At 59.7% G+C, this 16,809-nt stretch carries 17 protein-coding genes; 12 read left to right on the top strand and 5 right to left on the bottom strand.

The annotated features are described in order from the left end of the window. Positions 1–23 precede the first annotated feature (23 nt). Together AC061P_RS11340 and AC061P_RS11335 are read right to left on the bottom strand one after the other, a co-directional pair. A complete protein-coding gene (locus AC061P_RS11340) occupies positions 24–335 on the bottom strand; it encodes an MGMT family protein (RefSeq protein WP_449647383.1) in 312 nt (103 codons plus the stop codon). A gap of 80 nt (positions 336–415) precedes the next feature. Continuing rightward, a complete protein-coding gene (locus AC061P_RS11335; RefSeq protein ID WP_449647382.1) occupies positions 416–868 on the bottom strand; it encodes a GNAT family N-acetyltransferase in 453 nt (150 codons plus the stop codon). A gap of 105 nt (positions 869–973) precedes the next feature. Here AC061P_RS11335 and AC061P_RS11330 point away from each other — a divergent pair, with 105 nt between their 5' ends. The 6 genes from AC061P_RS11330 (at position 974) to AC061P_RS11305 (ending at position 7,670) form a co-directional block, all read left to right on the top strand. After that, entirely contained in the window at positions 974–2,188 is a 1,215-nt protein-coding gene (locus AC061P_RS11330) for an NADP-dependent isocitrate dehydrogenase (RefSeq protein ID WP_480391246.1), read from the top strand. Positions 2,189–2,411: 223 nt separating this feature from the next. Continuing rightward, positions 2,412–3,263 carry an SDR family oxidoreductase gene (locus AC061P_RS11325; protein WP_480391245.1) on the top strand — a complete coding sequence of 284 codons (852 nt, stop codon included), beginning with the start codon at positions 2,412–2,414 and terminating at the stop codon, positions 3,261–3,263. Between the two features lie 51 nt (positions 3,264–3,314). Then, positions 3,315–4,640 (top strand): serine/threonine-protein kinase, encoded by a 1,326-nt coding sequence (locus AC061P_RS11320; protein WP_480391244.1) that lies wholly within the window; start codon positions 3,315–3,317, stop codon positions 4,638–4,640. Then, positions 4,637–5,056 carry a hypothetical protein gene (locus AC061P_RS11315; protein WP_480391243.1) on the top strand — a complete coding sequence of 140 codons (420 nt, stop codon included), beginning with the start codon at positions 4,637–4,639 and terminating at the stop codon, positions 5,054–5,056. The genes AC061P_RS11320 and AC061P_RS11315 overlap by 4 nt, the downstream gene beginning before the upstream one ends. 146 nt (positions 5,057–5,202) lie before the next feature. Beyond that, on the top strand, positions 5,203–5,697 hold the full coding sequence (locus AC061P_RS11310; RefSeq protein WP_480391242.1) for a pyridoxamine 5'-phosphate oxidase family protein: 495 nt from the start codon (positions 5,203–5,205) through the stop codon (positions 5,695–5,697). A 92-nt stretch (positions 5,698–5,789) separates the two neighbouring features. After that, positions 5,790–7,670 carry a heavy metal translocating P-type ATPase gene (locus AC061P_RS11305; protein WP_480391241.1) on the top strand — a complete coding sequence of 627 codons (1,881 nt, stop codon included), beginning with the start codon at positions 5,790–5,792 and terminating at the stop codon, positions 7,668–7,670. Here AC061P_RS11305 and AC061P_RS11300 read toward each other — a convergent pair. Genes AC061P_RS11300 through AC061P_RS11290 form a run of 3 tightly spaced genes read right to left on the bottom strand, consistent with a single transcriptional unit; the run spans position 7,667 to position 10,615 of the window. Continuing rightward, positions 7,667–9,175 carry an FAD-dependent oxidoreductase gene (locus AC061P_RS11300; protein ID WP_480391240.1) on the bottom strand — a complete coding sequence of 503 codons (1,509 nt, stop codon included), beginning with the start codon at positions 9,173–9,175 and terminating at the stop codon, positions 7,667–7,669. The two genes, AC061P_RS11305 and AC061P_RS11300, sit on opposite strands and share 4 nt — an antisense overlap. Next, positions 9,172–10,056 carry an FAD:protein FMN transferase gene (locus tag AC061P_RS11295; RefSeq protein ID WP_449647376.1) on the bottom strand — a complete coding sequence of 295 codons (885 nt, stop codon included), beginning with the start codon at positions 10,054–10,056 and terminating at the stop codon, positions 9,172–9,174. Before AC061P_RS11295 ends, AC061P_RS11300 begins: the two co-directional genes overlap by 4 nt. After that, positions 10,016–10,615, bottom strand: a complete 600-nt coding sequence (locus tag AC061P_RS11290; protein ID WP_449647375.1) for an FMN-binding protein — start codon at positions 10,613–10,615, stop codon at positions 10,016–10,018. Before AC061P_RS11290 ends, AC061P_RS11295 begins: the two co-directional genes overlap by 41 nt. Positions 10,616–10,619: 4 nt before the next feature. On the opposite strand from AC061P_RS11290, the gene AC061P_RS11285 reads away from it, so the two are divergent. The 6 genes from AC061P_RS11285 to AC061P_RS11260 all read left to right on the top strand — a co-directional run bounded on the left by AC061P_RS11285 (position 10,620) and on the right by AC061P_RS11260 (position 16,807). Next, positions 10,620–11,753: an ROK family transcriptional regulator gene (locus AC061P_RS11285; protein WP_480391239.1), complete on the top strand. Its 1,134-nt coding sequence runs from the start codon at positions 10,620–10,622 to the stop codon at positions 11,751–11,753. A gap of 67 nt (positions 11,754–11,820) precedes the next feature. Then, positions 11,821–13,086: an extracellular solute-binding protein gene (locus AC061P_RS11280; RefSeq protein WP_480391238.1), complete on the top strand. Its 1,266-nt coding sequence runs from the start codon at positions 11,821–11,823 to the stop codon at positions 13,084–13,086. Positions 13,087–13,225: 139 nt separating this feature from the next. Next, positions 13,226–14,212 (top strand): carbohydrate ABC transporter permease, encoded by a 987-nt coding sequence (locus AC061P_RS11275; protein WP_480391237.1) that lies wholly within the window; start codon positions 13,226–13,228, stop codon positions 14,210–14,212. Beyond that, the gene (locus tag AC061P_RS11270) at positions 14,209–15,123 is read left to right on the top strand and encodes a carbohydrate ABC transporter permease (protein WP_480391236.1); all 915 of its coding nucleotides are present in this window, start codon (positions 14,209–14,211) and stop codon (positions 15,121–15,123) included. The genes AC061P_RS11275 and AC061P_RS11270 overlap by 4 nt, the downstream gene beginning before the upstream one ends. Then, complete coding sequence (locus tag AC061P_RS11265; RefSeq protein WP_480391235.1) at positions 15,120–16,046, top strand: ROK family protein; 927 nt, start codon at positions 15,120–15,122, stop codon at positions 16,044–16,046. Before AC061P_RS11270 ends, AC061P_RS11265 begins: the two co-directional genes overlap by 4 nt. Next, complete coding sequence (locus AC061P_RS11260; RefSeq protein ID WP_480391234.1) at positions 16,034–16,807, top strand: glucosamine-6-phosphate deaminase; 774 nt, start codon at positions 16,034–16,036, stop codon at positions 16,805–16,807. Before AC061P_RS11265 ends, AC061P_RS11260 begins: the two co-directional genes overlap by 13 nt. The last annotated feature ends 2 nt before the right edge of the window (positions 16,808–16,809 follow it).

Raw genomic sequence — 16,809 nt, 5'->3', positions numbered from 1 at the left:
CACCCCAGAGGGGAGGGCGGCGGCTAGGGCCGGAAGCGTGCCAGCCGCAGGTCAATGCGATAGCTGCCGTCTGGCATCCAGCTGAGCGGTGTTGATTCGGACTCATAGTGTTCGAGCGCGCGGTCCTCATGAGCGATCAGCGGATGCCCGCCCGAACGAATCACGCGCCACCACGCCACGTTTGAACCGTAGCGGGCCATCACGGTGCCAACGCCGCGCGCCGCGCGGGAGCCGATTGTCGCCGCAACATCGCCATAGGTCATCACGCGACCCTCAGGAATTGCCTCGACTACCGCAAGCACACGGCTCACGAAGTCGTCGTTGAGGGTGTTCACGAGATCGCTTCCTGATGTTGGGCGCTGCCGACTATGCGGTGCCACGTCCGCGAAAGCACTACGCGGGCACTACGAGGGGTCTAGAGGGTGTACTCGCCCAGCTTTTCGCCATATTGGGTTTCTCCAACGACCGTAAAGCCGACCTTGAGGAAGAACTTTTCGGGGCCGTCATCGCCCTCTTCCCAAATTGCCGTGACTCGATCGAAGCCACGACTGCGAGCCTCTTCGGCGAGAGCCTTCACCGCAAACCGGCCAACGCCTTCGCCCTGAGCATCACCGGAGACGCTAACCCGCCAGATGCAGCTGCGAAATTCTTCTTGCGAAGCGTTGGGGTCGAAGTTGCCGCGAATGAACCCAACGACCTTGTCTCCGTCAAGAACGACTCGGGGCCACGACGTCAGCGGATCGATGAAAGCATCCGCAATCGCGTACGAGGGCGGCGTGACGAATTGCTCTTGACCGCGACGTAGCGAGAGATTGTTGGCGGCAACAATGGTGTTTGCCGATAATTCTTCAAGTCGTAGCTCACCCATAGATACAGGCTAACCCGCGGTAGACAGATGCGCCAAGGTATCTCGATGTCGAGATACTTAAGAAAAAGAGTAAGCTGGTAGAGGCCACTAACTAAGGAGCAAAGCTTGTCCAAGATCAAGGTAGAAGGCACCGTCGTCGAACTCGACGGCGACGAAATGACGCGCATTATTTGGCACCGGATCAAGGAAACCCTGATCCATCCCTACGTTGACGTCAACCTCGAGTACTACGACCTCGGCATTGAAAGCCGCGACGCCACCGACGACCAGATCACCATTGATGCGGCTCACGCCATCCAAAAGCATGGTGTTGGCGTAAAGTGCGCAACCATTACCCCCGACGAAGCCCGCGTTGAAGAATTCGGCCTCAAGAAGATGTGGCGCAGCCCTAACGGCACCATCCGCAACATCCTTGGTGGCGTTATCTTCCGCGAGCCCATCATCATCTCGAACATCCCGCGTCTCGTTCCGGGCTGGAACAAGCCGATCATCATCGGCCGTCACGCCTTCGGCGACCAGTACCGTGCCACTGACTTCCGCTTCAAGGGCAAGGGAAAGCTGACCGTCGAGTTCGCTCCCGAAGATGGTTCAGAGCCCATGAAGTTTGAGGTCTACGACTCCCCGGGCGATGGAATCGCTCAGGTTCAGTACAACCTCGATGACTCGATCGTTGACTTCGCTCGTGCCAGCCTCAACTACGGCCTCACGCGCAACTACCCCGTGTACCTCTCGACGAAGAACACGATCCTCAAGGCCTACGACGGTCGCTTCAAGGACATCTTCGAGGAGATCTTCCAGACCGAGTTCAAGGACAAGTTCGAAGCTGCCGGCCTCACCTATGAGCACCGCCTCATCGACGACATGGTCGCTTCGGCCATGAAGTGGGAGGGCGGCTACGTCTGGGCCTGCAAGAACTATGACGGCGACGTACAGTCCGACACCGTAGCTCAAGGCTTCGGCTCGCTCGGCCTCATGACGTCCGTTCTGGCTACGCCAGACGGAAAGGTTGTTGAAGCAGAGGCAGCTCACGGAACAGTGACTCGTCATTACCGCCAGCACCAGCAGGGCAAGCCCACCTCCACTAACCCGATCGCTTCGATCTACGCGTGGACCCGTGGACTGGCTCACCGCGGTGTGCTCGACAACAACCAGGAGCTCATCGAGTTCGCTTCGACCCTGGAAGACGTTGTCATCAAGTCGGTAGAGGGCGGTCACATGACCAAGGACCTCGCACTGCTCGTCGGACCGGACCAGAAGTGGGAAACCACCGAAGAGTTCCTCGACACGCTCGACAAGAACCTCGCAACGCGCTTGGCGTAACCTGCCCGTCGCGCTAGCGCGACTCGCGTGGGTTGCTGCACCTCACTGAGGTCAGCTTGTTCATGAAGAGCCCGGAAGCTTCCGCTTCCGGGCTCTTTCGTTTAACTCCAAGGGAAGAAAAAACACAGGTCTCTCTGGATACGCTTGACCTCAGCCGCGACTTCTCCGCCCGCTCGCTCAGGGCTGGAGAGCGCGCCAATCGGTGCGGCGTAAGGAGACATCAATGACCATTGTTCTAGCAGGATGCGGCGACCTCGGTACAGAGGCCGGTCTTCGATTTGCGGCGTTGGGGCATCCGGTCATGGGATTGCGACGTTCGGTTGAAAAACTGCCCCCGGAGATCACTGGGCAATCAGTTGACCTGTCCGTGCAGGTTCCGACGCTGCCCTCAGACACCAGCGTGGTCATGATTGCGGTGAGCCCGGATGCGCGAACGCCAGACGGCTATCGTGCCACCTACGTCGAAAGCGTGCGCAACATTGCCGCCGCGATTCGAGCAGACTGTGCGGTTGCGCCGAGAGTGATCTACGTCTCCTCAACCGCCGTCTACGGCATCGAGGATGGTTCTTGGGTCGATGAGTCGACGCCGGCCGACCCGGTCTCGGGCACAGCATCCGTCTTGCGCGAAGCCGAATTGCTGCTGGCCGAGAGCGTCGAGAACTCCACCATTCTGCGACTGTCGGGAATCTATGGCCCCGGTCGCACGCGGCAGATTGACCGCATTCGCGAGGGCAGCGAAACGATGTCGCCAACGCCGCGGTTCACCAATCTGATTCATCGCGATGATGCCGCAGCAGCTATCGTGCACCTTGCCACCATGACGACATCACCCGACAGCCTCTACATCGGAGTGGACGATGAGCCAAGCGATCAACGCGAGATCATCGAATTCTTGGCTCGCAGCATCAGCCGCCCGGTGCCGCCGCTGAGCGCTGACGTAACGAGTGATGGCCGGGGGCAAGGCAAGCGGTGCCGCAATGATCTTCTGAGAGCCACGGGCTTCTCGTTCACTTACCCGAGCTACCGCGAAGGTTATACGGCCGTGCTGGCGGGAGCTGGCGTCCACCATCGCTAGCGTCCCAGAGAACTGGTCTAAGCTCTCCCGAGCACAACTAAGGGGGTTCGCGTGCCAACAGTCAAACGTTCTCGCTCATCCTCGCAGTCGGATGACGCGCTCATCGACACGGTGATCGGCGGCCGCTATCGCATCACAGAGCTGATCGGTCGCGGTGGAATGGCTTCGGTTTACCGCGCCCTCGACGAATCTCTTCCCCGAGAAGTTGCGCTCAAGCTGATGCTGCCAGGAATGGCCGATCCGGATGAGTTCCGCAGACAGCGCAACGAGGTCGAGACTCTCGCGGCTCTCAATCATCACGCCTTAGTGACCCTTTTCGACGCGGTAACGGAGCCGACTGACGTCGCAGATCGCGTGTTTCTTGTCATGGAGTTCGTGGATGGGCCCAACCTGCGTGAAGTGATGACAGCGCCCTTGCCGGCGCAACTGGTCGCGCATCTCGGCGCCGACATTGCCGAAGCGCTCCACTACATGCACGCTCGGGGAATCGTGCACCGGGATGTCAAACCCGCCAATATCTTGCTGGCGAGTTCAGAACTTCCTGACCGCCAGTTTCATTCAAAGCTTGCAGATTTCGGCATCGCTCGACTTGTTGACGGCGCCAAAATGACGTCGACGGGAACCATCATCGGTAGCGCGAGTTACCTCAGCCCTGAGCAAGCGCGAGGTAGTGAAGCGTTGGGGCCATCCGATGTCTATTCGCTCGGTCTCGTTTTGCACGAAGCGTTGACGGGCGAAGACGCCTTTCCGGGAACCGCAATCGAGACGATCGCTGCACGACTGAACACGTCACCACGGGTTTCGGATGCTCTCACCTCAGAGTGGCGAGACGTGCTCGTGAACATGACGGCTCTGGATGCTGAGCAGCGTCCGCTTCCGATGGACGTCGCGGTTGTACTGCGGGCGCTTGCCTTCTCGATGGAGGGCGTGCACACGATCGAAGTGGTGCCGACCCGTTCGCTCGTTCCGCCTCGAGATGAGGCGAATGAGGCAACAGAGCTCGAAACCGCGGAGCTCGCAGCCACAGAGCTCGCAGCTACCAAGGCATATACCCGCGTCGATACTCAAGCGACAGAGGCCTGGGCGGTGCCGGCGAGTTCGCCCACCTCGGTTTCTTCGCCATCGACGTCACCGGCAGCCACCTCCTCCTCTGCAGCGGCGCCGCCGAAACGAAAGTTTAGGCTCAAGCGTGAAAGCGTCAAGGCCTTCAGTATCGTCGCGGCTATCGTTCTTGTGCTGACTGTAGGAGCGGTCGCGTGGTCGAATACCCAGAATCAACCGGCTACCCAGTCAGATCCGCAATCCCCTAACTATCCGGCGGTTCCAGGGCCATTGGGAACCCATCTTCAACAGCTTCAAGAGAGTGTGGAGCCATGAATCTCTTAACGTTCCGGACCCCTCGGATCGCTGCTGCATGCGCGGCAGTTCTGCTCACCGTGTCATTGAGCGCGTGCGCGCCAACGTCGCCAGAATTTGATCTCGATGCGGCATCGCTGTTGCAATCATCGGTGGCGGACGTGACTGATGCGGCCGCGGCGGGTGATCCCGCTGCGGCGTTGGTCGCCCTCGATGTGCTCCAAGAGCAATTGAATGAAAACACCTCGACCGGTGCCATTGGGGCTGAGCGGAGTGCTCGAATTCAAGCCTCACTCGATCTTGTGCGCGCAGACCTAACTGCGGCGTTGCCTGCTCCGACACCCACCGCGGAACCGTCGAACGACAACGGCAACGGCAAAGACGACAAGGGCAACAAAGACGACAAGAAGGACGACAAGGGCAACAAGAACGGCTAACTGCCCCTGTTTCACGGGAGTGGCGATGCGCGATAGCAACTCGCGCTCTCATTCAACGTTCGGCTAGCACTCGGGTGGCGTGGAGACTCGCTGCATACGGTCGAAGGGCAGCACAATTGCGCAACCGTGGACGAATTGGAGACACCATGTCATCTCACGACCATGCAACAGCAGACCAACTCGACGCCATCCGATCCATCATGAAGAGCACGCGAATCGCGATGCTGACCACGGCCGAAGCTGGCGGCGCCCTGCACAGTCACCCGATGACAGTGCAGGAAGCGGACTTCAACGGAGACTGCTGGTTCCTTGCCTCCGAGAATGCGGATGCTGTGCAGCAGCTTGAGGCACACCCGCACGTCAACGTTTCATATTCCGGCTCCTCGCAGTGGCTCTCGCTCGCAGGCTCAGCTGAGGTCGTTCGTGATCAGGCGAAGAAGGCGGAACTCTGGAACACGTTTACCGATGTGTGGTTCGAGGGCGGCGAGACCGATCCTTCGGTTGTTCTCATCCACGTCAAGGGAGATTCAGCGCAGTACTGGGAGAGCCCAGGCAAGGTCGCGACCCTCGTCGGGGTGCTAGCCGCAAAGATTTCTGGGGATGAGCCTCGCACCGGCTCGTCTGAGTCAGTCGCCGTCTAGCGGTCTTCTGAGGAGGGCGCCCCTCAGCCGTCACCGCTAAGGGCAGGCTGTGCTCGCTGGCCGAATGCGGCGAATGAGAGTACAACGAGGGCATGCCAACTATTCGCGCGGCAGTGCGCCGCTACCCGCTCGTCGCGCTCACAGTCGTGGTCGGCGTGGTGGGACTCGCGCTTAACTGGACTCCAGCATCCGGCATCGTTCCGTGGCTGCTTTCCCTCTACGCACTTGTGATTGCTGCTCGCGAGGCAGTTTTCATGGTTCGAAAGTTCATGCGTGGGCAGTTTGGTCTCGATGTGCTCGCGGTCACGGCGATCGTGGCGACAGCAGTTGTCGGCGAGTATTGGGCGAGTCTCGTCATCGTACTGATGCTCACGGGCGGGGAAGCGCTCGAAGACTTTGCGGCGGGGCGGGCGAAGCGAGAACTCAACGCGTTACTGAACCGGGTGCCTCAGACAGCACACCAGGTGACTGAGTCAGGCGACATCATCGACATTGCTGCCACTGAGGTCGAGGTGGGCGACCGACTCGTCGTTCGCCCCTCAGAGATTGTGCCAGTGGATGCTGTGCTCGTTTCTGCCACCACTTCCGTCGATGAGTCATCGTTGACGGGCGAGAGCATGCCCGTCGACAAGGTCGCAGGCGATGTGCTCTTGAGCGGATCGGTGAATGGGCGAGAAGCTGTCACGGTGCAGGCGAGCGCACGGGCATCCGACAGCCAATATCAGCGAATCGTCGAACTCGTCACCGAAGCGACGCAAAGCAAAGCGCCGATCGTGCGTCTTGCCGATCGGTACGCCGTGCCCTTCACTCTCGTATCGATTGCCTTGGGTGCGATCGCGTGGTGGATCTCGGGCGACCCCGTCCGGTTCGCCGAAGTTCTCGTGGTGGCGACGCCGTGCCCGCTGCTGATCGCTGCCCCCGTTGCATTCATGGCGGGGATGTCGAGCGCGTCGACCTATGGCGTCGTGGTGAAAAATGCCGGAACGCTCGAGATTCTGTCCCGGGCAAAAACGGTTGTCTTTGACAAAACTGGCACCCTCACGAGCGGTCATCCTGTTGTCGTAGAGGTGCGTCCGGCGGGCACGTTAAGTGCCGACGAACTGCTCGCCCTGGTAGCAGCAGCCGAGCAGTATTCTTCGCACGTGCTTGCGGCATCCCTTGTCGACGCCGCAAAGGAGCGGGGGCTCGCTCTAGCGGAGGTTGTGGATGCTCGCGAGGTCGCCACGCATGGAGTGCAAGCGCGCATCGGGTCGAGCGTTATTACCGTCGGCAAACCAGCGTTTGTTGCAGGACACGCTCCCGGGCTCACGCGCGTGGAATTGCAGAGCGGTGAAGCGGCGGTCTATATCGGGATCGATCAGGAATATGCGGGGGCGATCATTCTGCGCGATGCCGTGCGGCCGGAAGCAGCGCGTACTCTGACCGAACTGCGGGCGCTGGGCATCCAGAACACGTTGATGCTCACCGGCGATGTAGAGCAAACGGCGCGCAAAGTCGCAGACGAGCTGCAGATCAGCGAACTGCATGCCGAGTGCTTGCCGCACGACAAAGTGCGCATCGTGCAGGCGACGAGTCCTCGCCCCGTCGTAATGGTGGGCGACGGCGTGAATGACGCGCCCGTGCTCGGCGCCGCCGATGTGGGAATCGCAATGGGAGCGAAAGGGTCGACTGCGGCGAGTGAATCGGCCGACGTCGTGCTTCTGGTCGATGACCTTTACCGGGTCGTTTCGGCAATCGAAGTCAGCCAGCGCACGGTGCACATTGCGCTGCAGAGCATCTGGATTGGTATTGCTATCAGCATCGGCCTCATGCTGTTCGCTATGACAGGGGCGCTACCCGCTGTGGTCGGAGCGGGACTACAAGAGGTGGTGGATCTGGTGACGATTCTCAACGCCTTGCGCGCGCTCGGCCTCAAACGTGAGATGCCTGCCACCCGAACAGCGACGAGTAAGAGCGTGACGTCGGCTCGCTAATACCCCGAGAAATAGTCAGTGTGGATGCGCCGGGCGGCGTTGCCGCGCAACGCAGCCTTGAGATCATTCACGAGGGCTGGCGGGCCGGAAAGGTAGACGCGGCGATCGCTCAAATCGGGAACAAGTTTTGCGAGGGTTGCCCCGTTGACGCGTCCGGGCCCGCCGTGCTCCCACCCGGTGGGAAGTGCAGTGGCTGCTTGGGGTCCAAAGACCAGAACACGCACTCCCACCTCGGTCAGCAATTGCGCAAACGGCAGTTGCCCGATCTGTGACGAGGCATACACGACGACGACATCACGGCCTTCGTCTTGACGATGAGCGTGGGCAAGCTGGCTCGCGAAGGGAGTTATTCCTATGCCGCCAGCGACGAGAAGGAGGGGTTCGGCAGTATCCCGGGGCAAGACAAAGTCTCCCCAAATTCCGGTTGCGTTGATTTGTGATCCCCGCGGGAGGCCGAGGAGTGCAGCCTTGAAGCTGCTCGCATTTTCTGGTGCGGTGAAAGTGACAGACAGCGTCGCCCCGGCATCCGGAGCAGACGAAATAGTGAAGTAGCGGCGAACCCCACGGAAATCTGCTCTGGCGTGCGGAAGAGACAACTCGATGTATTGACCGGCACGGAACGTAATGGGGCGGTGCGGGGCAAAGGTGAGTTCCCACGTGCCTGGGGCGATCTGTTCGGTCTCAGTGAGCGTCATCCGGATGGTGCGGCGCTGGGTGAAGAAAAACGCAACGAGATTGCCGATGAGGAGGGCAAGCAGCGGGTCGCTGTAGAGCGGGCCGATCGAGAACGGGATGGCGAAAAGCAGGGCCACGAGCACGGCAAGGCTGAGTCGTTGCCACCGTCGTGGCGGCAGGGTGAGGGGTTCGCTCAGCATGAATCCGACAAAGAAAATGAGTTGAGACGACGCGAAGGTGAAGCTGAGCGCGTCAATGATTGTTCCGCCGCCCGCGAGCGTGAGGCCTATGCGAATACTTGCCGCGATGACGACGAACACGAGTCCCAAATCAAGCCGCTGAGTGCGATACAGAATCAGAAACGCGGCAACAACGATGAGAGGTTGAAGCAGTGGTGTGCCGACCCACCAGGTGGGGAATCCCAGTGGGGCAAAGATGAAAACGTAGGCGCCAATCGCTGCGGGGTTAAAGATATGGCGCCCACGGAATGCGATGAGAAATTTGGATGCGCCGGCGATGGTCGACGCGAGCGCTATTCCCACCAGACCAGCCGGTTCAAGACTCGGCGCCATGATGAAGAAGACAAGTAACCCGGTGATTAGCGACGATTCGATATGAGCTCGTTGCCGCACGATTCTGGCGCCAATCCAGCTCGCGCCGTAGCTGAAGGCGACGGCGACGGGCAGGCTGGCAAGCAGAGCGAACGGGTCAGGGGAGACAAGATCGAAGAACGACAGCGCGATACCGGCCACTGCGATGACCACGAGGGACATGACCACGATTTTGTACATCGCAATGGCGCCGAGAGTGTGATCGAGCCAACGTTTCATAAGAACAATTCTCCGTTGAGGTTTGGCGAGTAATCTACTCGTCCGTTTGACAACATCCGCACCCAGTGGAAGTCGAACTCGTGGGCCAAAGTTTTCGGTTCGGCGAAGAACAGTGCGGTTGCAAGCCCGTCGGCCTCTAGCGCTGTGGCGGCAATGGCCCACGTAGCAATAACCCGATCGGTCGGCTGGCCTGTGCGGGCATCAAGGATGTGGTGGAGCCCCGCCCACGCTCGCCGGTTCGGGGCTGACGCGCAAATTGCTTGATTCTGTATCGACACTACGCCGATGGCTTTGCTGGTGTCGAGTGGATGCTCAAGCGCGACCCGGAGTGGCGTCTCGCCGCGGTGCAGGATGTCTCCACTCGCATCCACCGTCGAGGCGCTGATGCCGTGTTCGCGCAGTTCAGCGGCGACGAGATCCACGAGATAGCCCTTGCCTGCCGCGCCGACGTCAAGCACGGCGGGGGTGAGGGTAGTGAGTTCGGTGCCGTTCCAGTTGAGGGCTTCGTTCCATTCGGGAATGCGGGTGCGTGTTGCGGTGGGTCGTAGGGAGTAGGTGCGGTCGTAGCCGAGTTCTTCGAGCGCCCGTCCGACGAGGGGACTCATTGCCCCGTTGGTGGCGTCGTAAAGCCGACGGTAGAGCTCAAACAGCGGTGGTGCATCCGCGGGAAAAGGGTAGTTGCCGGGAGTGCGCGCGATTGTGCTGACGAGAGAATCGTCACGAAAGCGCGAATAGGTGCGGTCGAAGCGGTCGATGCGTGCGTGCACGGCCGTTTCGACCTCAGCGTTCAGCGGCTGGGTCGTATCGATCTGCCAGGGCGCGCCGATGGCATCGAACTGTTTACTCGGCGAGGGCGTCTGCCTTGATTGCCTCGACCGCATTGTTGAAGCCACCGCTCGTAAGCGACGACCCCGCTACTTTATCTACGGAGAGTTCGTCGATGTTTTTGCCGACAACTTCATCTGCGATGCCCCCGATGAATTCGCCCTGGAATTGCTTGGAGTTGGGGCTCTCGCCGAATCCGACAACGGTTACGTCGGTGATGACGTTGCTGGCAAGCGTGAGGGTGACCTCGACTTGCTCGGCACCATTCGGTGAAGTGTAGTCGCCGGTTTCGGTGTAGGTGCCGTCGGCGTAGTCACCGTTGGTCGCGGGGGTTGCGCCTTCGGTAACGGAAGCGTCTGTTCCTGTGGCGGGGGAGGAGCACGCGGAGAGCGCTCCCACCAGCGTGACACCGGCAAAGAGTGCGGCGGCGGTCTTGTTGTCGGTGAGGCTTCGCATGGGGCTCCCAGAGATCGTCGAGAGTTCAGTATGCCCGAGCAAGCCTGTTGAGAGGCTGGTGTTCTTCTGAGAGGTGTGTTCGCGTTCGCGCGAGCGATTGATAACAATTCTGTCGCGAGGGTTGCGGATCTTTAGTTCGTAAAGTTTACTAACAAACATGACAATGGGGTTCACGAACGGAAAAGCACTACGGCCAACGGCAAAAGTGCTGCCGGAGCACGCGCGAAATCACAACCGATCGCTCGTGATCCAGACCCTCTACCGGCAAGGTGAACTCAGCCGCGCAGACATCTCTCGCGAGACCGGACTCACTCGTGTGACCATCTCCGACCTAGTCGCCGAACTCATCGTCGACGGGCTCATCATCGAAACTGGGCAACGTGAAGGCAGCCGACCAGGCAAGCCAGCAACAATGCTCGAGCTCAACTCTGAAGCATTCGACATCGTCGGCATAGACCTCAGCGACTACAGCACCTTCCGTGGTGCCGTCATGGACCTCCACGGCGCCATCCTGCACCGTCACGAAATTCCCCTCGCCGACAGCAGCGGGGCGGATGCCACGGCCAAAGTTATTTCGCTCGTTGAGGCATTGCTCGCCCACGTTACGCGCCCCGTGCTCGGTATCGGTGTCGGATCACCCGGAATAGTCGACCTCGCCGGTGTTGTGCTGAGCGCCCCCAACCTCGGCTGGAACGACCTGCCGTTGCAAAGCATGCTCACCGAACAATTCGGTCTCCCCGTCGTCGTTGCCAACGACGCCAACGTCGCGGCGCTCGCCGAACACAGCTTCGGCAGCGCGGCAAGCGACATGATGCTCGTCAAAGTTGGCCACGGTGTCGGCGCCGGACTGCTCCTCGGCGGCATCCCTCTCTTTGGCAGCACCTTCGCTGCCGGCGAGATCGGGCACGTTGTTGTCGGCACCGATGACGGCATGGAATGTGCGTGTGGCAAGACCGGGTGTTTGGAGACCTGGTTGGCGGCACCGCGACTCGATGCGGCTCTGGAGACGGCATCCGATGATGAAGCTCGGAACACAGTTTTGGCAGAAGCAGGGCAACGCCTCGGCATTGCGCTCGCCCCTGTCGTCGGCGCTCTCAATCTCTCGGAGATTGTGTTGAGCGGACCGACCTCACTGCTTGAGGGTGCGCTTAAAGAAGCCACCGTCGAGACACTCCGCGCGCGAACGATGGCCAAATTCCACGGCGATCTCACCGTACGGATGACAGCGCTCGGAGAGGACATTGTCATGCGCGGCGCAGCCGTCATGGTTCTCTCCGCGCAACTCGGAGTCTCATAGTCGGACTCTATGCACCACGAGGTGTCCAGTTGTCCGCTGGCACCATCGCCCTAGGAAAGGAAACATAGTGAGGAAACTCAGCATCGCGGCGCTTGGCGTCGTGGCAGCGTTGACGCTGGCAAGTTGTTCAGCGGGTGACAGCGGCAGCGGCGAAGACGCCACCGCCGATTTGCGCGTGTGGTTGGTGGGAACGGATACGCCCCAAGAGGCCCGTGACTACTTGATTGATACTTTCGAGTCGGAGAATCCCGGTTCTACTCTCACTATCGAAGAACAGGCGTGGGGCGGTCTCGTTGACCTTCTCACGACGAATCTTTCTGGCAGTGATAGCCCCGACCTCGTTGAGGTCGGCAACACTCAAGCAGCAGCATTCACATCGGCGGGCGCATTCCTCGACATCACGGGTGACTATGACGCTTTGGGCGGCGACGATCTCCTTCCCGGTTTCGTTGAGGCCGGTTCGTACGATGGCAAGTTCTACGCTGCTCCGCTCTACTCGGGGTCGCGACTTGTCTTCTATAAGAAGGATGCTCTGGCTGCAGCCGGTCTCAGCGTTCCGACAACACTCGACGAGTACGTCAGCAATGGTGAAGCACTGGCCGAAGCCAATCCGGGTGCATCCGGAATCTGGTGGCCAGGTCAAGACTGGTACAACGCTCTTCCCTTCATCTGGGAGAACGGCGGCGAAGTTGCCACGTTCGATGGCGGCAACTGGAAGTCGCAGTTCTCGTCAGCCGAATCCATCGCTGGCCTTGAGCAGGTTCAAGAGGTTATGACGAAGGCGTCGCGCGCTCCCAAGGACGCCAATGAAACCAACCCGCAGGTTGGTTTCTGTGAGGGAACGACGTTGCAGCTGTCGGCTCCGAGCTGGGTGAAGTGGTCGATTTTGGCTCCTCTCGACGCCGAGACCCCCGGTTGCCCCGATGAGGAAGCAAACCTTGGCGTCTATGCAATGCCAGGTAAAGACGGTGGCGCAGCGCAGGTCTTTGCCGGTGGATCGAACATTGCCGTTTCGGCGAATTCAGCGCACCCCGAACTCGCCAAGAAGGCTTTGGCGATCATTCTGAGCGACGAGTTCCAGTCAATCTACGGCGCCAATGGGCTCGTGCCAGCAAAGCTATCGCTGGCAGACACCCTCGGAACTGATGAGGTAGCTATGGCAATCTCTGAAGCCGCCGGTGCCGCCCGACTGACACCAGCATCGCCCAAGTGGGCAGACGTTGAAGCTTCGGGTGCACTGACCGACTTCTTTGTTCAGATTGCTCAGGGTGGCGATGTGTCATCACTCGCAAAGGATCTCGACGCGAAGATTGACAGCATTCTCAACGGTTAGCCAGCCCTGCCGGAAACGGCAGAGGCTCTAGCAAAAGGGTGCTCGGCTCGGTCGCGCATGACCGGGTCGAGCACCCATTTCGTTGCCATCGCCCTAGGAAAAGGTTCGAGGCACAGTCCAATAATATCCGGGAGCTCTTATGTCACCGAACCCCACCCTTGATGTCGCTCCGGGCGATGTCGACGGCGATCGCCTCGTTGTTCCATCGCAGCCGGGCAGTCAGCGTGCGGTAAAGAAGCCACGCGCGCAGTTCACCCCCTACTCTTTGCTCATTCCGGCGACGGCCGTTCTCGCTGCCGTGATCGGCTGGCCGCTGATCCAACTCGTGATCATGTCGTTTCAGGAGTTCGGGCGCGCGCAGGTGTTTGGCGCACCGTCACCATTCATAGGATTCGACAACTACGTTGAGGTCCTGACCGATCAGGCATTTTGGTTGGTCATGTTCCGCAGCTTTGCCTTTGCTGCGGTGTGTGTTGTCAGCACCATGGTCATGGGCACCCTCATTGCCCTATTGATGTCGGCCCTCGGCAAGGTCATGCGGCTTATTCTCTCCATCGGGCTGCTTCTGGCCTGGGCTATGCCAGCCTTGACCGCCACCATTGTGTGGGGGTGGATGTTCGACACCGGTTATGGAGTGGTGAATTACGTTCTCACTCACTGGTTTGGTCTCGACTACATCGGTCATTCGTGGCTGATCGAGCCACTCAGTTTCTTTTTCGTGGCGGCGCTCATCGTGATCTGGGGAGCAATCCCGTTCGTGGTGTTCACGGTGTATGCCGGACTAACGCAGGTGCCCGACGAGGTTCTTGAGGCCTCACAGTTGGATGGCGCGGGGCCCGTGCAGCGCTTCAGGCTAATCATTTTCCCGTACCTGCGTTCCATCTTCCTTGTGGTTTTCATCCTGCAAATCATTTGGGATCTTCGAGTCTTCACTCAGATTTTCGCTCTGCAGGGAATCGGCGGCATCAAAGAACAGACGTCCACTTTGGGCGTCTACATCTACCAAAACTCGCTCGGAACTGGGGAGTACGGCACCGGTGGTGCGATTGCGGTCATCACCGTAATCGTCATTACCGCGATTTCGTTCTACTACGTCCGCCAGAGCATCAAGGAGGAAGAGCTGTGAGTGTCTCAACAGCATCACGGGCGACGCCAGCAGCGAAGCCACGGGCGAAAGCCCCCGTTCGCGCCGGTGTGGTCTCGCGGCGAGTCACCAAGGTTGTCTTGAGCGCGATTGCGGCGGTCGTCACTGCGTTCTCGATCTTTCCCGTCTATTGGATGGTGCAAACCTCATTTCAGCCCAATAACGAGATCCTCGGCTCTGAGGTTAACTTTTGGCCAGAGAATTTCACGCTGCGCAACTACGAAACGGTGTTGTTTGATACGACGCGTTCGCAGTTCATGCCGGCTCTGGGCAATTCTGTTGTCGTAACGGTGTCGACTGTGATCATTGCGCTCGTTTTCGCGTTCTTGGCGTCGCTTGCGGTCACTCGTTTTCGGTTCAAAAGTCGTAAGGGCTTCATTCTGACAATCTTGATCGTGCAGATGATTCCGGCAGAGGCGATGATCGTGTCGACCTATCGAGTTCTTGATAGCTGGTCGCTCCTCAACACGATCATGGGTCTCACGATTGTGTATGTTGCTACGGTCTTGCCCTTCACTATCTGGACTTTGCGGGGCTTCGTAAACGGGGTTCCTGTCGAGCTTGAAGAGGCAGCAATGATCGATGGGCTCTCCAGGTCGGGAGCCTTTTGGAGAATCACTCTGCCGTTGCTCGCGCCGGGCCTCGTCGCTACCGGTGTCTTCGGATTCATCCAGGCGTGGAACGAGTTCTTGCTCGCCCTTGTCGTGAACTCTCGACCAGAGATGATGACCCTTCCGGTGTGGTTGCGCACGTTCCAAATCGCAAACGGCACCACTAACTGGGCGGCGATCATGGCCGGCTCAACCTTGATGGCGATCCCCGTCATCGTCTTTTTCTTGATCGTTCAGGGTCGGATGACGAGCGGTCTCGTTTCGGGGGCGGTGAAGGGGTGACTGGGCTCTACAAAGTCGGTGTCGATATCGGCGGAACCAAAACGGATGCCGTCGCGATCGACGAACAGGGAGCGATTGCCGGGCAAGTTCGGGTTCGTTCCGGTATCGGGCCTGACGCGCTCGTCGCATCCACTGTTCTGGCGCTCGAGGAGTTGGCCAGTCGTGTGGGGGTGAGCATGATTGATTTCACGAGCATTGGAATTGGCATTCCGGGAACCGTGGTGGATGGTCGTGTCTCGCACGCGGTGAATCTGGCCATTGATGGTCTCGACCTTGGAGCAGAACTGGATTCGCGACTTGGACGCAGTGTGAGCATCGATAACGATGTCAACGCTGCAGCGCTCGGCGCATTTCATCTCTTGGAGACTGATTCGAGTCACTCAATGGCGTTCCTCAACTTGGGTACCGGTCTCGCCGCTGGTCTCGTGCTTGGCGGAAAATTGTGGCGTGGTTCTCGCGGTGCTGCGGGCGAGATCGGACATGTGCCGATTGATCCGAATGGGCTCGAGTGTCGGTGTGGTCAGCGCGGGTGCCTCGAAACTGCAGCATCAGGGTCGGGCGTGGCGCGCATGTGGCCCACTGACTCTGATCAGCCGACAACGGCCCTCTTTGAGGCTGCGGCATCCGGGGATTCTGCAGCGATCGCTGTTCGCACTCGACTGGTCGAGAGCGTGGCTTCCGCCGTGCGCATGCTCGTTTTGACGATTGATGTGGATTCGGTTGTGCTTGGCGGCGGGGTGAGTACGCTCACCGATTTGCTTGATGATGTGCGTGCAGTGCTTGCGCGTTGGGAGAAAAGTTCAGCGTTCCTCGCCTCCATCGGGTTGAGTGGACGGGTGCACGGGTTGCCGCAGGGGTTCCCTGCCGCGGCGGTCGGTGCTGCAATGGTGAGTAGCGAGAAGGTAGCGAATTGGCAGAAGTAGTAATTGTTGACTCGAAGCAGGCGGCAGGCGAGGTTGCCGCAGATCTGATTGAGGCGCTCGTGCGGCGGACTCCGGATGCCGTCCTCGGCTTAGCGACGGGATCGACGCCCTTGACGACGTGGTCTGCTCTCGCGGCTCGCGGTCTTGATCTGTCTGCTGTGCGGGGGTTTGCTCTCGATGAATATGTTGGATTGCCTGCTGGGCATCCCGAAAGCTACCGCTCGGTAATCACGCGCGAAGTGGTTGAGCCGCTCGGGTTGACGCCCGCGCTCGTGCAGGTGCCGGCTGAGAGCGGGCCTATCGAGACTGCGGGTGACGATTATGAGCGGGCGATTGTGGCAGCGGGTGGTGTCGATTTACAGATTTTGGGCATCGGTTCGACGGGCCATATTGGGTTCAACGAGCCGGGGTCGTCCTTTGCCTCGCTTACTCGTGTGAAGACGCTGACGAAACAGACCCGTCTCGATAACGCGCGCTTTTTCGATTCTCCCGATGATGTTCCTACACACTGTGTCACTCAGGGGCTCGGTACGATCCAGCGCGCTCGGCACCTGGTGTTGTTGGCGTTTGGTGAGGCGAAGGCTGCAGCGCTCGCGGGGGCTGTTGAGGGTCCGGTAACGGCGAGCCTTCCGGGGTCGGCAATTCAGTTGCACTCCACTGTTACCGTGATTGTGGATGAGGCTGCGGCATCCGAGTTGAAGTTCGCTGAGTATTATCGCTATTCGTGGGAGAACCGCCTCGATTGGGAACGGCTGCACTAGGC

This window comes from Rhodoglobus sp. G.S.4, assembly GCF_056619605.1.
The sequence above is the reverse complement of the archived record's forward strand: the minus strand, read 5'-3'. Positions and strand labels throughout refer to the sequence as shown.